General features: G+C 74.5%; 15 protein-coding genes. 12 read left to right on the top strand and 3 right to left on the bottom strand.

Annotation, left to right across the window (positions count from 1 at the left end):
• Window positions 1-243: 243 nt before the first annotated feature.
• Both PGN05_RS20395 and PGN05_RS20390 read right to left on the bottom strand, forming a co-directional pair.
• On the bottom strand, window positions 244-909 hold the full coding sequence (locus PGN05_RS20395; protein ID WP_419754399.1) for a DUF2461 domain-containing protein: 666 nt from the start codon (window positions 907-909) through the stop codon (window positions 244-246).
• Window positions 906-1490, bottom strand: a complete 585-nt coding sequence (locus tag PGN05_RS20390) for an N-acetyltransferase family protein (protein WP_419754398.1) — start codon at window positions 1488-1490, stop codon at window positions 906-908. The genes PGN05_RS20395 and PGN05_RS20390 overlap by 4 nt, the downstream gene beginning before the upstream one ends.
• A gap of 59 nt (window positions 1491-1549) precedes the next feature.
• On the opposite strand from PGN05_RS20390, the gene PGN05_RS20385 reads away from it, so the two are divergent.
• From PGN05_RS20385 to PGN05_RS20365, 5 genes are read left to right on the top strand one after another with little or no spacing between them, the layout of a single operon-like run.
• Window positions 1550-2767: a winged helix-turn-helix domain-containing protein gene (locus tag PGN05_RS20385; protein WP_419754397.1), complete on the top strand. Its 1218-nt coding sequence runs from the start codon at window positions 1550-1552 to the stop codon at window positions 2765-2767.
• A 47-nt stretch (window positions 2768-2814) separates the two neighbouring features.
• Window positions 2815-3630 carry a thymidylate synthase gene (locus PGN05_RS20380; protein WP_419754396.1) on the top strand — a complete coding sequence of 272 codons (816 nt, stop codon included), beginning with the start codon at window positions 2815-2817 and terminating at the stop codon, window positions 3628-3630.
• A gap of 13 nt (window positions 3631-3643) precedes the next feature.
• Entirely contained in the window at window positions 3644-4180 is a 537-nt protein-coding gene (locus PGN05_RS20375) for a dihydrofolate reductase (RefSeq protein WP_419754395.1), read from the top strand.
• Window positions 4181-4189: 9 nt separating this feature from the next.
• Window positions 4190-5086 carry a 4-hydroxy-tetrahydrodipicolinate synthase gene (gene dapA, locus PGN05_RS20370; RefSeq protein ID WP_419754394.1) on the top strand — a complete coding sequence of 299 codons (897 nt, stop codon included), beginning with the start codon at window positions 4190-4192 and terminating at the stop codon, window positions 5084-5086.
• Window positions 5083-6783 (top strand): ribonuclease J, encoded by a 1701-nt coding sequence (locus PGN05_RS20365; protein ID WP_419754393.1) that lies wholly within the window; start codon window positions 5083-5085, stop codon window positions 6781-6783. The genes dapA and PGN05_RS20365 overlap by 4 nt, the downstream gene beginning before the upstream one ends.
• A 42-nt stretch (window positions 6784-6825) precedes the next feature.
• On the opposite strand, the gene PGN05_RS20360 is transcribed toward PGN05_RS20365, so the two are convergent.
• Entirely contained in the window at window positions 6826-8781 is a 1956-nt protein-coding gene (locus PGN05_RS20360; RefSeq protein ID WP_419754392.1) for a prolyl oligopeptidase family serine peptidase, read from the bottom strand.
• A 74-nt stretch (window positions 8782-8855) separates the two neighbouring features.
• On the opposite strand from PGN05_RS20360, the gene PGN05_RS20355 reads away from it, so the two are divergent.
• The 7 genes from PGN05_RS20355 to PGN05_RS20325 all read left to right on the top strand — a co-directional run bounded on the left by PGN05_RS20355 (window position 8856) and on the right by PGN05_RS20325 (window position 17718).
• Complete coding sequence (locus PGN05_RS20355) at window positions 8856-11390, top strand: DNA translocase FtsK 4TM domain-containing protein (RefSeq protein WP_419754391.1); 2535 nt, start codon at window positions 8856-8858, stop codon at window positions 11388-11390.
• 89 nt (window positions 11391-11479) lie between these two features.
• Window positions 11480-12907 carry a 30S ribosomal protein S12 methylthiotransferase RimO gene (gene rimO / locus PGN05_RS20350; protein WP_419754390.1) on the top strand — a complete coding sequence of 476 codons (1428 nt, stop codon included), beginning with the start codon at window positions 11480-11482 and terminating at the stop codon, window positions 12905-12907.
• Complete coding sequence (gene pgsA, locus PGN05_RS20345) at window positions 12904-13566, top strand: CDP-diacylglycerol--glycerol-3-phosphate 3-phosphatidyltransferase (protein ID WP_419754389.1); 663 nt, start codon at window positions 12904-12906, stop codon at window positions 13564-13566. The genes rimO and pgsA overlap by 4 nt, the downstream gene beginning before the upstream one ends.
• 232 nt (window positions 13567-13798) lie before the next feature.
• On the top strand, window positions 13799-14200 hold the full coding sequence (locus PGN05_RS20340; protein WP_419754388.1) for a helix-turn-helix domain-containing protein: 402 nt from the start codon (window positions 13799-13801) through the stop codon (window positions 14198-14200).
• Window positions 14201-14289: 89 nt separating this feature from the next.
• On the top strand, window positions 14290-14868 hold the full coding sequence (locus tag PGN05_RS20335; RefSeq protein WP_419754387.1) for a TetR/AcrR family transcriptional regulator: 579 nt from the start codon (window positions 14290-14292) through the stop codon (window positions 14866-14868).
• 96 nt (window positions 14869-14964) lie between these two features.
• The gene (locus tag PGN05_RS20330; RefSeq protein WP_419754386.1) at window positions 14965-16200 is read left to right on the top strand and encodes a DUF4032 domain-containing protein; all 1236 of its coding nucleotides are present in this window, start codon (window positions 14965-14967) and stop codon (window positions 16198-16200) included.
• 216 nt (window positions 16201-16416) lie between these two features.
• The gene (locus tag PGN05_RS20325) at window positions 16417-17718 is read left to right on the top strand and encodes an extracellular solute-binding protein (protein ID WP_419754385.1); all 1302 of its coding nucleotides are present in this window, start codon (window positions 16417-16419) and stop codon (window positions 17716-17718) included.
• Window positions 17719-17720: the final 2 nt, after the last annotated feature.

Genomic DNA, 17720 nt, shown 5'->3' with positions numbered 1-17720 from the left:
TCATTCCGAACCCGGAAGCTAAGCCTCTCAGCGCCGATGGTACTGCCCTGGAGACGGGGTGGGAGAGTAGGACGCCGCCGGACAACCACTCGCGAAACGGGGGTCGGAGCCACGCGCTCCGGCCCCCGTTTCCGTGTTTCCTGCACCTCTCCCGGCACCGCTGGGGGCCCTGACGCGTGTCCGGGTCCCTGCGGTCGATGCCGCAGCAGACGATCAGCACCAGGCGGTGGCGGTGCCGGTCGGTCAGCGGCGCGGGCGGGGCTCCTTCGAGGTCGCGCCGACGTTGTCGGCGAGCCAGGTGTTGAGCGCGGCGACGTCCCGCCAGCTCGCACGGACCTCCTCCAGTGCCCGGCGGTCGTGCAACCAGTCCGCCGGCTCCCAGCGCCGGCTGGCGTGCAGCGCCTTGTGGCGGAGCAGGTCGAGGCGGGCGTCGTCGGCGGAGTAGCCGGACGGCACCCGCGTGAGCCGCTCGCCCCCGATCTCCCAGCCGGCCGCGGCCAGCCGGTCCACCTCCGCCTGCAACCGGGGGCCCTGCACGTCGTCGGCGACCGCGCGGCGATAGCGGGCCACCTGGTCGGACTCGAGCCGCCAGGCGCCCCCGGCCACCATCAGCCCGTCGGCCGACACCTGCACGTACCAGGCGCCGCTGCCGCGGCCCTCAGGGTGGACGACGGCACCCTGATGGGTCTTGTACGGCGTCTTGTCGGAGGAGAACCGCACGTCCCGGTACGGGCGGAACAGCTTCGCCGGGCCGAACTCCCCGGCGAGCTCGTCCACCAGGGCCTGGAGCGGTGCCTTCACGAGACTGTCGTAGGCGTCCCGGTGGCGGGTCCAGTAGGTCTTGCTGTTGTCGGCCTCCAGGCCCTCGTAGAACACCAGGCCCTCGTCCGGGAACCCCTCGAACGTCACGCGTCCTCCTCCAGCAGCGTGTGCCAGCGCGCCTCGCGCAGCGGTGCCGTCCCCGTGTCGAGCGTGCGCACCCAGCCGTCCGGCGCCCAGCCGGCCGACTCGTAGAAGCCTGCCGAGACCCGGTCCTCGTCGAGCAGCCAGGTCTGCAGGCGGGCGACGCCGCCGGCGCGGGCCAGGTCGGCGACCGCGGCCAGCAGCCGGCTCCCGTGGCCGCGACGACCCCAGCGCGGCTCGACCAGCAGGGCGGCCACCTCGGTCGTCGGGCCGGCGGGGTGCGCTCCGGCGCCGGCGGCGACCTCCGGCGGGCCGTAGGCGGCGAAGCCGACGACGGTGTCGCGCTCCACGGCCACGAGGACGCCGTGCGCGGGCGTCGGAGGCGCGGTCACCGCGGCCAGCCAGGAGGCGGTGACGGCGTCCTCGTCCCACTCGTCGAGGACCACGGCCGGCAGGACGGCGCGGTACGCCGTCCGCCAGGTGACGGTCTGCACCCGGGCGATCGCCGCGGCGTCGGCCTCGCGCGCCGGGCGCACCGACACCTCCGCGGTACCGGGCAGGCGCGGGAACGGGGAGGTCGGGTCCACGCGGGGCAGCGTAGGGGCCGGCGCGGACCTGTCGGACCCGCCCGGCAGGATCGACTGCCGTGACCGCTCCCGTCGCCGATCGGCTGCCGGCCGGGCTGGCGCGCCGCATCGCCCTCGCCGCGCAGGGGTTCGCCGAGCCGCGGCCGAGCGGAGTCGTCGACGGCCGCCACCTGCGGCGGATGACCTCGCGCCTGGCCGTGGTGCAGATCGACTCGGTGAACGTCCTCTCCCGGTCGCACTACCTGCCCGCGTTCAGCCGGCTCGGCCCCTACCGGCGCCGGGCGCTCGACGACCTGGCCGGACGCCGGGGGGAGCTGTTCGAGTACTGGGCGCACGAGGCCTCGTTCCTGCCGGTCCGGCTGCACCCGCACCTGCGCTGGCGCATGGCCGCCGCCGAGGAGCACGCCTGGGGTTCGATGGTGCGCATCCAGCGCGAGCGGCCGGGCTACGTCGCGGAGGTCCTCGACCGCGTCCGCGAGGGCGGGCCGCTCAAGGCCAGCGACCTCGCTGAGCCGCGGCCCGACCGGCCCGGCAGCATGTGGAACTGGCACGCCGGCAAGGTGGCGCTCGAGTGGCTGTTCTACTCCGGCGTCCTCACCACCCGCGGCCGGACGGCGGGGTTCGAGCGCGTCTACGACCTCACCGAGCGGGTGCTCCCCGCAGCGGTGCTGCAGACCCCGACCCCCGAGCCGACCGACGCGGTGCGCGAGCTGGTCCGGACGGCGTCCCGCGCGCTGGGCGTGGCCACCGAGCGCGACCTGCGCGACTACTTCCGGCTCCGGCCGGCGCCCGCCCGCGCCGCGATCGCCGAGCTGGTCGAGGCCGGCGAGCTGCTGCCGGTGGAGGTCGCGGGCTGGGGCGCGCCGGCGTGGCTGCACCCCGAGGCGCGGCGTCCCCGCTGGGTCCGGGCGCGGGCACTGCTGAGCCCCTTCGACTCCCTGGTGTGGGAGCGGCCGCGGGTGGAGCGCATCTTCGGCTTCCGCTACCGGCTGGAGATCTACACCCCGGCGGCCAAGCGGGTGCACGGCTACTACGTGCTGCCGTTCCTGCTCGGCGACCGGCTGGTCGCCCGCGTCGACCTCAAGGCCGACCGGCAGGCCGGCGTGCTGCGGGTCCAGTCCGCCTCCGCCGAGGAGGGCGTAGACCGCACCGAGGTGGCGGCCGCGCTGGCCGCGGAGCTGGAGCTGATGGCCGGCTGGCTGGAGCTGGACGCGGTCGTCGTGACCGAGCGCGGTGATCTGGCCGCCGACCTGAGCGCCGCGCGGGGATGGCGGTGAGCTCCACCTACGCTGGGGCCGTTGTCAGCGAGCAGACGGAGTGGGTCGTGGGGACAGACGCAGGGCCGGTCGACACGCAGTACGAGGACCTGCTGCGCCGCGTGCTCGATCAGGGCTCGCCCAAGCAGGACCGCACCGGGACGGGCACGGTGAGCCTGTTCGGGGAACGGCTGCGCTACGACCTCTCCGAGCGCTTCCCGCTGGTCACGACCAAGCGGGTGCACTTCCCGTCGGTGGCCTACGAGCTGCTGTGGTTCCTGCGCGGCGACTCCAACGTCGCCTGGCTGCGCGACCACGGCGTCACCATCTGGGACGAGTGGGCCTCCCCCGAGGGGGAGCTGGGCCCGGTCTACGGCGTCCAGTGGCGTTCCTGGCCGACGCCCGGCGGGGAGCACGTCGACCAGATCAGCACCGTGCTGGAGACCCTGCGCACCGACCCGGACTCCCGCCGGATGATCGTGTCGGCCTGGAACGTCGCCGCCCTGCCGGACATGGCGCTGGCGCCGTGCCACGCGCTGTTCCAGTTCTACGTGGCCGACGGCCGGCTGTCCTGCCAGCTCTACCAGCGCAGCGCCGACCTCTTCCTCGGCGTGCCGTTCAACATCGCCAGCTACGCCCTGCTGACCCGCATGGTCGCCGACCAGGTGGGGCTCGCGCCCGGCGACTTCGTCTGGGTGGGCGGTGACTGCCACGTCTACAGCAACCACGTCGACCAGGTCCGCGAGCAGCTGTCCCGGGAGGTGCTGCCCTTCCCGCGGCTGGAGCTGGCGCCCGCGCCGTCGCTGTTCGACTACACCTTCGAGCACCTCACGCTGACCGACTACCGCCACCACCCGGCGATCCGCGGCGCGGTGGCCGTGTGAGTGAGCCGGCCAGGTGACCTCCGGGCGGAGCACCGTCGGACTGGTCTGGGCGCAGGCCTCCGGCGGCGTGATCGGCGCCGACGGCCGGCTGCCCTGGCACCTGCCCGAGGACCTCCGGCTGTTCCGGGCCCTCACCACGGGGACCACCGTCGTCATGGGCCGGCGGACCTGGGAGTCGCTGCCCGAGCGGTTCCGCCCGCTGCCGGGGCGGCGCAACGTCGTCCTGACCTCCGACCCGTCCTGGACGGCGGACGGCGCCACCCGGGCCGGGTCGGTCGCGGAGGTGCTGGCCGCGCAGGACGGCGAACTGTGGGTGATCGGCGGCGGGCAGGTCTACGCCGCGTTCCTGCCCTCGGCCGACCGGGCGGTGGTCACTGACATCGACACCACCGTCGCGGGGGACACCTGGGCGCCGGAGCTGGGCCCGGCGTGGCGGCGCGTGTCCCGCGACCCCCAGGAGGGCTGGTCGACGTCCACCACGGGGCTGCGTTACGCCGTGTCGGACCACCGACGCTCCACGACGGCGAGCCGCGGCGTCCCGGCTCGGTAGATTCTCCCCATGACCCGCGACCCCGCTCGGCCCTTCGGGCGCGTACTGACGGCGATGGTCACCCCGCTGGCCGACGACGGGTCGATCGACCTCGCCGGGGCCCAGGAACTGGCCGCCCACCTGGTCGACCGGGGTGGCCACGACGGCCTCGTCATCGCCGGCACGACGGGGGAGTCGCCGACCGTCAGCGACGCCGAGCAGCGCGCCGTCCTGGAGGCGGTGCTCGACGCGGTCGGGGACCGCGCCACCGTCGTCGCCGGCGTCGGGACCAACGACACCGCCCACTCCATCGACAAGGCCCGCGACGCCGAGCGGCTCGGCGCCCACGGCCTGATGGTCGTGACGCCCTACTACAACAAGCCGCCGCAGGCCGGTCTGCTGCGCCACTTCACGGCCGTGGCCGACTCGACGGACCTGCCGGTGATGCTCTACGACATCCCGCCGCGCGTCGTCGTCCCGATCGAGGTGGAGACCCTCGTCCGGGCGGCGGAGCACCCGCGGATCGTGGCGGTCAAGGACGCCAAGGGCGACCTGGGCGCGGTGGCCTGGACGATGGCCCGCACCGACCTCGCGTACTACAGCGGGGAGGACATGCTGAACCTCCCGCTGCTGGCGCTCGGCGCTGTCGGCGTCGTCAGCGTGGTCGGGCACGTGGTCGGTCCGCGGCTGGCCGAGCTGATCGCCGCGGTGGAGTCGGGGGACCTGGTGAAGGCGCGCTCGGTCAACGAGAGCCTGCTGCCGGTCTACACCGGCATCTTCCGCACCCAGGGCGTCATCCTGGTCAAGGCCGCGCTGCGCGAGTTGGGCCTGCCCTCGGGGCCGGTCCGGCCGCCCCTGGTCGACGCCACCCCCGAGCAGGTCGCCACCTTGCGCGCGGACCTCGCCGCCGGCGGGGTGGCTCTGTGACGGCTGGGGGCTCCCAGCCGCACCTGGACCTGCAGGCGCCGCCGCCGCTGCCGCGCGGCGGCCTGCGCGTCACGGCGCTGGGCGGGCTCGGGGAGATCGGCCGCAACATGGCCGTGCTCGAGTACGACGGCGCCCTGCTGGTGGTCGACTGCGGCGTGCTCTTCCCGGAGCCCGAGCAGCCCGGCGTCGACCTGATCCTCCCCGACTTCGGCGTGATCGAGCACCGGCTGGCCGACGTCGCCGCCGTGGTCCTCACCCACGGGCACGAGGACCACATCGGCGCCATCCCGTACCTGCTGCGGATGCGCGCGGACATCCCCCTGGTCGGCTCCCGGTTCACCCTCGCGCTGGTCAGGGCCAAGCTCCGGGAGCACCGGATCGACCCGGTGACGGTGGAGGTCGCGGCCGGCGACGACCACCGGGCGGGCGCCTTCTCCTGCGAGTTCCTCTCGGTCAACCACTCGATCCCCGACGCGCTGGCCGTCGCCGTCTCCACGCCGGCCGGGGTCCTGGTGCACACCGGGGACTTCAAGATGGACCAGCTGCCGCTGGACGGCGTCCTCACCGACCTGGGCGCGTTCGCGCGGCTGGGGCTGGAGGGCATCGACCTGCTGCTGGCCGACTCGACCAACGCCGAGGTCCCCGGCTTCGTCGTCCCCGAGCGGGCCATCGGGCCGGTGCTCGAGGACGTGTTCCGCCGGGCCACGCAGCGGCTGATCGTCTCCAGCTTCGCCAGCCACGTGCACCGGATCCAGCAGGTGCTCGACGCCGCCGAGACCCACGGCCGCAAGGTCGCCCTCGTCGGCCGGTCGATGGTCCGCAACATGGGCGTGGCCCGCGACCTCGGTCTGCTGCACGTCGCCCCGGGGCTGGTGGTCTCCCTCGACGAGGCGACGGCGATGCCGCCCGAGCAGGTCGTGCTGGTCAGCACCGGCTCGCAGGGGGAGCCGCTGTCGGCCCTGGGGCGCATGGCCCGCGGCGAGCACTCCCAGGTCACCATCGAGGCCGGCGACACCATCGTGCTCGCCTCGTCCCTGGTCCCCGGCAACGAGACCGCCGTCTACAAGGTCATCAACGGCCTGGCCCGGCTGGGCGCCACCGTCGTGCACAAGGAGACAGCGATGGTGCACGTCTCCGGGCACGCCCCGGCCGGCGAGCTGCGGACGTTGCTCAACGTCGCCAAGCCGCGGCACCTCATGCCGGTGCACGGGGAGTGGCGGCACCTGCGCGCCCACGCGGCCCTGGCCGAGCAGACCGGCATGGCGGCCGACCGGGTGCTGCTGGCCGAGAACGGCGTGGTCGTCGACCTCGTGGACGGCAAGGCCTCGATCGTGGGCAGCGTGCCGGTCGGCAACGTCTACGTCGACGGGCTCAACGTCGGGGACGTGGGGGAGGAGTCGCTGCAGGAGCGGCGCATCCTCGGCGACGAGGGCTTCGTGGCGCTCACCGTCGTCATCGAGCCCTCGACCGGCACCATCGTGCGGCCGGTGCACCTGTCCGCCCGCGGGTTCGCCGACGACCCGGCCGTGTTCGACCCGGCGCTGGCCCTGGTGGAGGACGCGCTGCGGCGCACGCTGGCGGACGGGGAGACCGACGCGCACCGGCTGTCGCAGGTCATCCGCCGGACCGTCGGCAAGTGGGTGTCGGACACCCACCGCCGCCGCCCCATGATCATCCCCACCGTCCTCGAGGTCTGAGCGGAGTGTGGGGGTGCAGGTTTCCTGCACTCCTACACTCCGCTACCGGACCTCGATGGGGGCGATGCCCTCCTCGGCGGGCAGGTCGAAGCCCCACACCTGCGCGTAGAACGACAGCTCGCCGTCCAGCGCCGCGCGGATGTTCTCCGCCCGCCGGAAGCCGTGCTGCTCGCCCGGGAACAGCCGGTAGGCGTGCGGCACCCCGCGTTCCCGCAGCGCCGCGACGATGGCCTCCGCCTGCTCGGCCGGCACGACGCGGTCCTCCTCGCCCTGGAAGACCGCGAGCGGGGTGTCGAAGGCGGCCACGTGCGACAGCGGGGAGCGCTCGGCGTAGACGTCGGCGCCCGCGGGCCAGGGGGCCACGAGCGAGTCCAGGTACCGCGACTCGAACTTGTGGGTGTCCGCGGCCAGCGCGGCCAGGTCGGCCACGCCGTAGTGGCTGGCGCCGGCGGAGAACACCCCGGGCCGCAGGCACAGCGCCGCCAGGGTCGTGTACCCGCCGGCCGACCCGCCCCGGATCGCCATGCGCGCCGGGTCCACCCGTCCGGTCGCGGCCAGGTGCCGGGCGCAGGCGACCACGTCGTCGAGGTCGACGACTCCCCAGTTGCCGCGCAGGGCCTCCCGGTAGCGCCGGCCGTAGCCGGTGGAGCCGCGGTAGTCGACGTCGGCGACGCAGAACCCGCGCGAGGTCCAGTACTGCACCTGGAGGCTGAGCACCGGGACCGCCGCGGCCGTGGGCCCGCCGTGGACGACGACCAGCAGCGGCGGCAGCCCGCCGGCGGGTGCCGCCGCCTCCGGGTTGGTGGGCGGGTAGACCAGTGCGTGCGCGGTCGCGATGCCGGTGCCCCGGTCCGGGGTCGGGAACGAGACGTGCTCGGGGCGGGAGAACCAGGCCGGGTCCAGGCCGAGGTCCCGAGCGGGCCGCAGCACCTCCGCGGCGCCGTCGCCGGCCGCGACCCGCAGCACCACCGGCTCGCTCGACGGGCTGCCGGCCACGCAGACCACGGCGTTCCCGGCGGCGGTCACGTACCGGAACGCGCTCGCCGGGACGTCGAGCTCGCGCAGGCCGCCCCCCGTCCCGAGCACGGCCAGCCGGTCGGCGCCCTCGCGCGCGACCGCCAGCACCACCCGGCCGTCGTCCAGCGGCGCGACACGGCGTCCGCCGAACCCCCACTGCGGGCCGGCGATGTCGGCCTGCAGGTCGAGCACCAGCTCGGCGGAACCGCCGGGCCGCCACCGGAACAGCGACCAGAACCCGGTGCGGTCGGCGCAGAACCACAGGGTGCCGTCGGCGGCCCAGACCGGCTGGACGACGGACTCCGCAACACCGTCGCCGGACCGGCCGCCGGCCACGACGGTCTCGGTGCCGTCGGCGGCGCGCACGACGAGCTGGGCGGCGTCCCACGGCATGTCCGGGTGGTCCCAGCGCAGCCAGGCGAGGAACGCACCGTCCGGGGAGCGGCGCGGGTCGGAGACGAAGTCGGGGCCGCTCACCAGCAGCTCGACGTCCCCGTCGGGGCCGATCCGCACGATCTCGTTCAGGACGTCGGCGGCCGCTCCGCCCGGGGGGTGGGTCTCGCGGACGGCGAGCAGGCCGCCGGCGTCCGGCGTCAGGTCGGCGTACCGGACGCCCGCGGCGAGCTCCGGCTCCGGGGTGACCGCGACCGGCTCGCCGGCCCCCGGGTCCAGCCGGTACAGCCGCTGGTCGGCGAACTCGGTGAACCACAGGACGCCCCCGGCCACGGTCCACGCCGCTCCGCCGTACTCGTGCACGCGGGTGCGGGCGTTCCACGGCGCGGGGAGGGCGTCGGACACCGCGCCGTCCGCGCCGCGGCGCACCAGCGCCGACCGGCCGCCCTCCTCGGGCCGCGACTCGGACCACCAGACCTCCGCGCCGTCGACGACCACCTCGCCCAGCCGTGCGGCGGTGCGCACGACGAGCTCCGAGGTGATCGGGGTGGGCCAGCTGCCGTGGGGGAGGGGCTGCGCGCTCGACACACGGGCACCGTAGGTGGCGGACACGATCGCCCGCCTGCCGTCGCGGCGGACCTGCGGCGCTTACGGTCTGACGCATGCCTGCTCGCACGACGACGACCCGCTCGTCGGGTCGGTCGCCGGCGCGCGGCCGCTCCGGATCCGGGTCGACCGCGTCCCGGAAGCGCCCGCCCGCGAAGCGTCCCGCGACCGGAGGGCGCAAGCCCGCGGCCCGCAAGCCCGCGCCGAAGAAGTCCGGCCCCGGTCTGTGGGGTGTCATCAGCGGTGGCTGGTCCCTGCTGGCCCGGGGCGCCGGCGGCCTGGCCCGCTCGGTCGCCCGGCCGGACGAGGCGGAGCCGCTGGCTCCCGAGCACCGCCGCGACGGGGTCGGCCTGGCGGTGCTCGGTCTCGCCGTCGTCCTGGGCGCGGCCGCGTGGACCAACGGGATCGGCCCGGTCGGTGCCGGGCTCGCCGACGGCGTGCGCTGGATCGTCGGCTCGCTGGTCCTGGTGCTGCCGGTCGTGCTGTTCGCCGGGGCGCTGCGACTGCTCCGCCGCGGCCCCCACCCGGAGGCCCGCGGCCGCCTGGTGATCGGCTGGCTGTGCCTTGTCGTGTCGGTGCTGGGCATCGCGCACGTCGTGGGGGAGCCGGCGGTACCCGCCGAGGGGCGCCCCGGCACCGGCGGGCTGATCGGCTGGGCGGCGGGCACGCCGCTCACCGCCGGCGTCGGCAGCATCGTCACCGTCGTCCTGCTCGTCCTCATGGCCTTCTTCGGGCTGCTCGTGCTCACCGCGACGCCGGTGCACCAGATCCCCGAGCGCCTGCGCGAGCTCGGCGACCGCCTCCTGGGCCAGTCGCACGACGACGACGGGTACGACGAGGACTGGGACGACGAGGACGACGAGCCGGTCGAGGCGCCCGCCCCGCGCGGCCGCCGGCGGTCCCTGTCGGACGACCTCATGGACACCGGGCCCGTCGACGGGCTCCCGGCCATCGACCACGGGGCCTACGACGAGGCGCCCGAGGCGGTGTACGTCGAGCCGGTCTCCGAGCCGCCCGCGCCGCGCCGGCCGGTGGTCGACCGCACCGCGCCCCCCGAGGACCTCGAGCCGATCACCGAGCCCGAGCAGCTGCGCATCGAGCCGGTGGAGGGCGAGTACACGCTGCCCTCGGTCAGCGTCCTGCGGCCCGGCGATCCGCCCAAGAAGGGCTCGGCGGCCAACGACGCGGCGATCGCGGCGATCACCGGCGTGCTCGAGCAGTTCAACGTCGACGCCGCCGTCACCAGCTTCACCCGCGGCCCGACGGTCACCCGCTACGAGATCGAGCTGGGCCCGGCGGTCAAGGTCGAGAAGATCACCGCGCTGACCAAGAACATGGCCTACGCGGTGGCCAACGACAACATCCGCATCCTGGCGCCGATCCCGGGCAAGTCCGCCGTCGGTGTCGAGGTGCCCAACGTCGACCGCGAGATGGTGAGCCTCGGCGACGTCCTGCGCTCGCAGGTGGCCAAGCAGGACCCGCACCCGATGCTGGTCGGACTCGGCAAGGACATCGAGGGCGGGTTCGTCTGCGCGAACCTGGCGAAGATGCCGCACCTGCTGGTGGCCGGTGCCACCGGTGCCGGCAAGTCCAGTTGCGTCAACTCGCTGCTGACCTCGCTGCTGCTGCGGGCGACGCCCGAGCAGCTGCGGATGATCCTGATCGACCCGAAGATGGTCGAGCTCACGCCCTACGACGGCATCCCGCACCTGATCACGCCGATCATCACCGACCCCAAGAAGGCGGCCACCGCGCTGGCCTGGCTGGTCGAGGAGATGGAGCAGCGCTACCAGGACATGCGGGCCACCGGCGTCCGGCACATCGACGACTTCAACCGCAAGGTGGAGCGCGGCGAGATCGTGGCGCCGCCGGGCAGCGAGCGGGTGTACCGGCCCTACCCGTACATCCTCGCGATCGTCGACGAGCTGGCCGACCTCATGATGGTCGCCCCCCGCGACGTCGAGGAGTCGATCGTCCGGATCACCCAGAAGGCGCGTGCGGCCGGCATCCACCTGGTGCTGGCCACGCAGCGGCCCTCGGTCGACGTCGTCACCGGCCTGATCAAGGCCAACGTGCCCTCGCGGCTGGCGTTCTCCACCTCCAGCCTCACCGACAGCCGGGTCATCCTCGACCAGCCGGGCGCGGAGAAGCTCATCGGCATGGGCGACGCCCTGTTCCTGCCGATCGGCCAGGGCAAGCCGATGCGCGTCCAGGGTGCCTACGTCTCCGACGGCGAGATCGAGGCCGTCGTCGAGTTCACCAAGCGGCAGGCCGAGCCGGAGTACCGCGAGGAGGTCTTCTCCGCCGCCGAGGGCGAGAAGAAGGAGATCGACGAGGACATCGGCGGGGACCTCGAGCTCCTGGTCCAGGCCGTGGAGCTCGTCGTCACCAGCCAGTTCGGCTCGACGTCGATGCTGCAGCGCAAGCTCCGGGTGGGCTTCGCCAAGGCCGGCCGGCTCATGGACCTCATGGAGAGCCGCGGCATCGTCGGGCCGTCGGAGGGCTCCAAGGCCCGCGACGTGCTGATCAAGCCCGACGAGCTGGAGTCGGTGCTGTTCACCCTGCGCGGCGGCACGCTCAGCGAGGCCTGACGCCCCACCCTCCGGGTGGAGCCGGGCGGGGAGGTCCGAGTCACTCGCGAGTTCCCGTCCGGTCGCGGCGGTCCGACTACGATGGGGCGGTGACAGCCCTGCCCGACCCGGCCCGCAAGGTGGCGGTGGTGACCCTCGGGTGCGCCCGCAACGAGGTCGACTCGGAGGAGCTGGCCGGCCGCCTGGCCGCCGGCGGCTACGAACTGGTCGAGGACGCCGACGACGCCGACGCGGTGCTCGTCAACACCTGCGGGTTCATCGAGTCGGCCAAGAAGGACTCCGTCGACGCGATCCTCGCCGCCACCGACTCCGGCGCCGAGGTGATCGCCGTCGGCTGCATGGCCGAGCGGTACGGCTCGGAGCTGGCCGGCGCGCTGCCGGAGGCGACGGTCCTCGGCTTCGACGACTACGCGGCGATCGGTGACCGGCTCGACGACGTCCTCACCGGGCGCCCGCTGGTGCCGCACGACCCGCGGGACCGGCGCACCCTGCTGCCGATCAGCCCGACCGCCCGCACCGCGGCGGTGGGCGCGGTCGACGCCCCCGCGATCCCCGGGCACGGGTGGCTGCAGCGCCGCCGGCTGGCGAGCGGCCCCTCGGCCGCCCTGAAGCTCGCGTCCGGCTGCGACCGGCGCTGCGCCTTCTGCGCCATCCCCACCTTCCGGGGCGCCTTCGTCTCCCGTCCCGCGGCCGAGGTCCTCGGCGAGGCGGAGTGGCTGGCCGGGCAGGGCGTCACCGAGCTGGTGCTGGTCAGCGAGAACTCCACGTCCTACGGCAAGGACCTCGGGGATCTGCGCCTGCTGGAGCAGCTGCTGCCCCGGCTGGCCGCTGTCGAGGGCATCGCCCGGGTCCGGGTGGCCTACCTGCAGCCGGCCGAGCTGCGGCCGGGGCTGCTGGAGGCCATCGCGACGACCGACGGCGTCGCCCGCTACTTCGACCTGTCGTTCCAGCACTCCTCGCCGGCCCTGCTGCGCCGGATGCGCCGGTTCGGCGGCACCGACGACTTCCTCGCGCTCATCGCGCGCGCCCGGGCGCTGGCGCCCACCGCCGGCTTCCGGACCAACGTGATCCTCGGCTTCCCCGGGGAGACCGAGGCCGACGTCGCCGAGCTCGAGCGGTTCCTCGTCGAGGGTCGGCTCGACGCGGTCGGGGTGTTCGGCTACTCCGACGAGGAGGGCACCGAGGCCGCCACGCTGCCGGACAAGCTGGACCAGGCGGAGGTCGACGCCCGGGTCCGGCGGATCACCGACCTGGTGGAGGAGCTCACCGCCCAGCGCGCCGAGGACCGGCTGGGCGAACGAGTCGAGGTGCTGCTCACCGAGGACCTCGCCGCCGAGGAGGGAGAGGGCACGTGGCTCGGCCACGCCGCCCACCAGGACCCCGAGGCGGACGGGACGACGACGCTGCGCGGGGTGCCGGCCGGTGCGGTCGCCGGTCAGGTGGTGACCGCCGAGGTCGTCGCCACCGAGGGCGTGGACCTGGTCGCGACCGCCCTGGTACCCGCGGTGAGCGCATGAGCGCTCCGGCGGACCCGGCCGCGACCCCGCCGCAGTCGGCGCGGGTGGTCAACCTCCCCAACGGCCTCACCGTGCTGCGGCTGGCCGTGGTGCCGGTGTTCGCCGTCCTGCTGCTCACCGACGGCGGCACGGACGAGGCGCAGCGCTACTGGGCCACGCTGTTCTTCGCGCTGGCCATCATCACCGACCGCTACGACGGGATGATCGCCCGGCGCAGGGGCCAGGTGACCGAGTTCGGCAAGCTCGCCGACCCCATCGCGGACAAGGCCCTGACCGGCACCGCGCTCATCGGGCTGTCGGTGCTGTCGCTGGTGGCCTGGTGGGTGACGCTGGCGATCCTGGTCCGCGAGGTGGGGGTCACCCTGCTGCGCTTCTGGGTGATCCGGCACGGGGTGATCGCGGCCAGCCGGGGCGGCAAGGCGAAGACCGTCGTCCAGGCGCTGGCGATCGGGCTCTACATCCTGCCGCTGGAGGGCGTGCTGGCCAGCGCGCGCTGGTGGGTCATGGCGGTGGCGCTGGTCCTCACCATCGTCACCGGCCTGGACTACGTCTACCGGGCCCTCACCCTGCGCCGGACCAGCGCCCGGGCGATGCGCGCGGCGGCCGCCCGCCGGGCCGCCGGGCCGACCGGCGGCGACCGCTCCGACGCGGCCGCCTGAAACAGGACCCCGTCCTCCCCACCCTTCGCAGGCTCAGGCCGGGACCCGGGACGGGGCCAGGAGCCGAGGCGGGCCCGGCTCGGGCGGCGGGAAGGGGCGTCGGGCCCCGGGCGTTACGCCGAGAGCGGACGCGCCAGGGATGGCGCGGTGCCCGTCGGTGGCGCCGCGTACCGTGAGCGCACGGCACCCTCCGGGAGCCGCCGCTTCCGCACAGGCAGGACAGGAGACGGCCATGACGCTGCTGCGCACAGAGCTCGGGACGACCCTGCGCGGCCACCGGCTGCGCCAGCGGCGGACGCTGCGCGACGTCTCCGGAGCCGCCCGGGTGAGCCTGGGCTACCTCTCCGAGGTCGAGCGGGGCCAGAAGGAGGCCTCCTCGGAGCTGCTCGCCTCCATCTGTGACGCCCTCGACCTCGAGCTAGCCGACCTCCTCGCCGAGGTCAGCCTCGGCCTGCGGGGTGACCGGGTGCGGGTCCGCCCGCTGGCCCCCGCGCAGGCCGATGCCCCGGCCGAGGAGCTGGCGGCCCAGGCGTCCGTCGAGCAGCCGGTCGCCGAGCCGGCGCTGGCTCTCGTCGGTGGACCGGCGGCCAGGTCCGCCGGGCGCCCGGGCGAGGCGGTCTCGCTGGCGGCCTGAGCCGCGCGCGTTCCGCGACACGGCGCCGGCGTCCTTGACGCGGGGCCACCGCGCTGCCAGACATGGCACCCATGGCGACGGTCGGATCGGTGCCCGCGCGACCCGCGGGGTGGACGCCGCACGCTCCGGCGCACCGGCCCGGCGCGCACACCCGCGCGGGCAACGCCATGAACCGGACCCGCGCCGGCCTGCTCGAGGGTGCGGCGCGGGCGATCGCCGGGAGCGGGCTGCGGCGCAGCACCATGCAGTCGGTCGCCGCCGCCGCGGGGGTGGCCAAGGCGACGCTGTACAACCACTTCCGCACCAAGGACGAGGTGGTCCGCGCGCTGCTGGCCGCGGAGCTGGACCGGCTGGCTGCCGTGGCCGCCGGCCTGCCCCCGGCCGCGGCGCTCGGTGCCCTGGCCGACGAGGTCGCCGGGCACCCCGTGCTGCGCCGGCTGGCCGCCGACGAGCCGGAGGCGCTGACCGCCCTGCTGGCCGCCGCACCGGATCGGTGGGGCGAGGTGACCGGGCGGCTGGCCGAGGCGCTGCGGACCGACGCCGCCACCGCCGAGGTGGTCGCCCGGTGGCTGGTCGGGGTCGTCCTGCAGCCGGGGGAGCCCGCGGGCCGGGCCGCCGCGGCCGGCCGCCTCGCCGCCCTGCTCGACGCCGTCGCACCGCCGTCCTGACCGCGCGGGCGGCGTACGGAGCGGCGTGGCATCGTGGCACTCCGACGCCGCCGCTCCCCGGTGACGGTCGGCTGCTGGCCACCAACGGAGGTCGCCATGCGGTACCTGTTCCGCCCGCCCGGCACCGACGGCCACGGGCTGCTGTCCCTGCCGTGGCACGAGCCGCTCGAGGAGTGGGACCCGGAGCTCCTGCTGGAGGTCCCGCAGCGGGGCATCTCGCGGCACGTCGTCCGGTTCGTGGCCGAGCAGGGGCAGGTCTTCGCCCTCAAGGAGATCGCCGAGCCGCTGGCCCGTCACGAGTACGCCCTCCTGGGGGAGTTCGAGGAGGAGGGGCTGCCGGCGGTCTCGGTCCTGGGCATCTGCGTCGACCGGCCACACGGCCAGGACGCGATCCTGGTGACCCGGTACCTCGAGTACTCGATGTCCTACCGGTACCTGTTCTCCCGGGCGCACGGCGAGCACTCGGCCGACCAGCTGCTCGACACGATGGTGGTGCTGCTCGTCCGGTTGCACCTGGCGGGGGTGTTCTGGGGGGACTGCTCGCTGTCCAACACCCTCTTCCGCCTCGACGCCGGCACCCTCGCCGCCTACCTGGTCGACGCCGAGACCGTCGAGCGGCACCCGCGGCTGACCCCCGGCCAGCGCAACTACGACGTCGACCTGGCCCGCGAGCGGGTGGGGGCCGAGCTGCTCGACCTGCAGTTCGGCGGCATGCTGCCTGCGGAGATCGACCCGATCGAGGTCGCCGACAGCCTGCCCCCGCGGTACCAGGCGCTGTGGGACGAGGTGACCCGCGAGGAGGTCTTCCGGCAGGACGAGCAGCGGTACCGGGTGGCCGAGCGGCTGCAGCGGCTCAACGACCTGGGGTTCGACGCCGGGGAGGTCGAGCTGGTCACCCTGCCGGACGGGGGCGTGAAGCTGCGGGTGGAGACCCGCGTCGCCGAGCCGGGGGGCAACCGGCGCCAGCTGTTCCGGATCACGGGGCTCGAGGTCCAGGAGAACCAAGCGCGGCGGCTGCTCAACGACGTCCGCGCCTTCCGCGCCTACCTCGAGCAGAAGAGCGGCGGCCCGGTCGCCGAGACCGTCGCCGGGTACCGGTGGCTGGCCGAGGTCTACCAGCCCGTGGTCGACGCGATCCCGACCGAGCTGGCCGGTCGGCTGGAGCCCGCCGAGGTCTTCCACGAGGTCCTGGAGCACCGGTGGTTCCTCTCGGAGAAGGCCGGTCGTGACGTCGGGACGACGGCGGCGGCGCGCTCCTACGTGGAGACCGTGCTGCCCCACACACCCAAGGAGATGACGACCCCGTCGGCCTTCCTCGGCGGGCGCGGCTGAGCCGGATCGGCAGCCGGACGTACCCGGGGTCGGGCGCGTCGAACGCGCACGTCAGAGACGGTAACGAGGCTGTTTCGTTCGAGTTGACAGCCCCTGTGGCCTGGGCCACGGTACGAAAACCGCGGTGACCGCAGGGTGACCGCTCGCCAACGGAGGCGATGACGGGTGTTGAACACAGGAAGGTCACCCTGGGAGCAGTCCGCTCCCACGGGGGTGATGGCGCGGGGACGGTCCCGCCGGGCGCTGGGGAGCGTGGCCGCCGGGTTCGTCCTGGCCGGCACGCTGGCGGCCTGCGGGGGTGGTGACTCCGGAGGGCCCCCGACACTGAACTGGTACATCAACCCGGACGCCGGGGGGCAGGCGGAGATCGCCGCGCGGTGTTCGGAGGCGTCGAACGGGGCGTACACGCTCTCGACGTCGATCCTGCCGCGGACGGCGGCCGGCCAGCGCGAGCAGCTGGTCCGCCGCCTGGCGGCCAACGACACCTCGATCGACATCATGAGCCTCGACCCGCCGCAGATCCCCGAGTTCGCGTCGGCCGGCTTCCTGGCCCCGGTGCCGGAGGACGTGGCCGAGCGGGTGACCGAGGGCGTCGTGCGGAGCGCGGTCGAGCAGTCCACCTGGGAGGACGAGCTGGTCGCCGTCCCCTTCTGGGCCAACACCCAGCTGCTGTGGTACCGCAAGTCGGTGGCCGAGGCCGCCGGCCTGGACATGACCCAGCCGGTCACGTGGGACCAGCTGATCGAGGCGGCGCAGGAGCAGGACGTGCTCATCGGTGCCCAGGGCGCCCGCGCGGAGTCGCTGACGGTGTGGATCAACGCGCTGATCGAGTCCGCCGGGGGGTCCATCATCGAGGAGAACTCCGAGGACCCCGAGCAGATCCAGCTCGGCCTCGACTCGGAGGCGGGCCAGCGGGCCGCGGAGATCATGAACGCGGTGGCCACGTCCGGCCAGGTCAGCCCGGCCTTCTCCACGGAGAACGAGGACGCCGGGGCCACCGGGTTCGAGGGCGAGGACGCCGGCTTCCTGGTCAACTGGCCGTTCATCTGGTCACGGGCCCTGGCCGCCGTCGAGGCGGGGACGATGGACCCGTCCGTGCCGGAGGACTACGGCTGGGCGCTCTACCCCCGGGTGGAGGCCGACGAGCCCAGCGCGCCGCCGCTGGGCGGGATCAGCCTCGCCATCAGTGACCTCACCGATGACCCCGCTCTCGCCTACGAGGCCGCCGAGTGCATCGTCTCGGAGGAGAACCAGGCCTACTACATGACCACCAACGGCAACCCCGCCGCACTGGCGTCGGTCTACGACGATCCCGAGGTGCTCGAGCTCTACCCGCAGGCGCCGGTGATCCTGGAGTCCCTGGACCTGGCGGCACCTCGGCCGCAGACCCCCTACTACAACGAGATCACCGTCGGCCTCCAGCGTGCGTACCACCCGCCGGCGTCGGTGTCCGCGGACACCGGCCAGGCGGCGGAAGAGCTCATCTCCGCGGTTCTGGCGAAGGAGCAGTTGCTGTGAGC

Origin of the sequence: Geodermatophilus sp. CPCC 206100, from assembly GCF_048569675.1 — a bacterium.
Lineage (GTDB): Bacteria > Actinomycetota > Actinomycetes > Mycobacteriales > Geodermatophilaceae > Geodermatophilus.
Note: the sequence above shows the minus strand (reverse complement) of the source record. Positions and strands in the feature narration are given on the sequence as shown.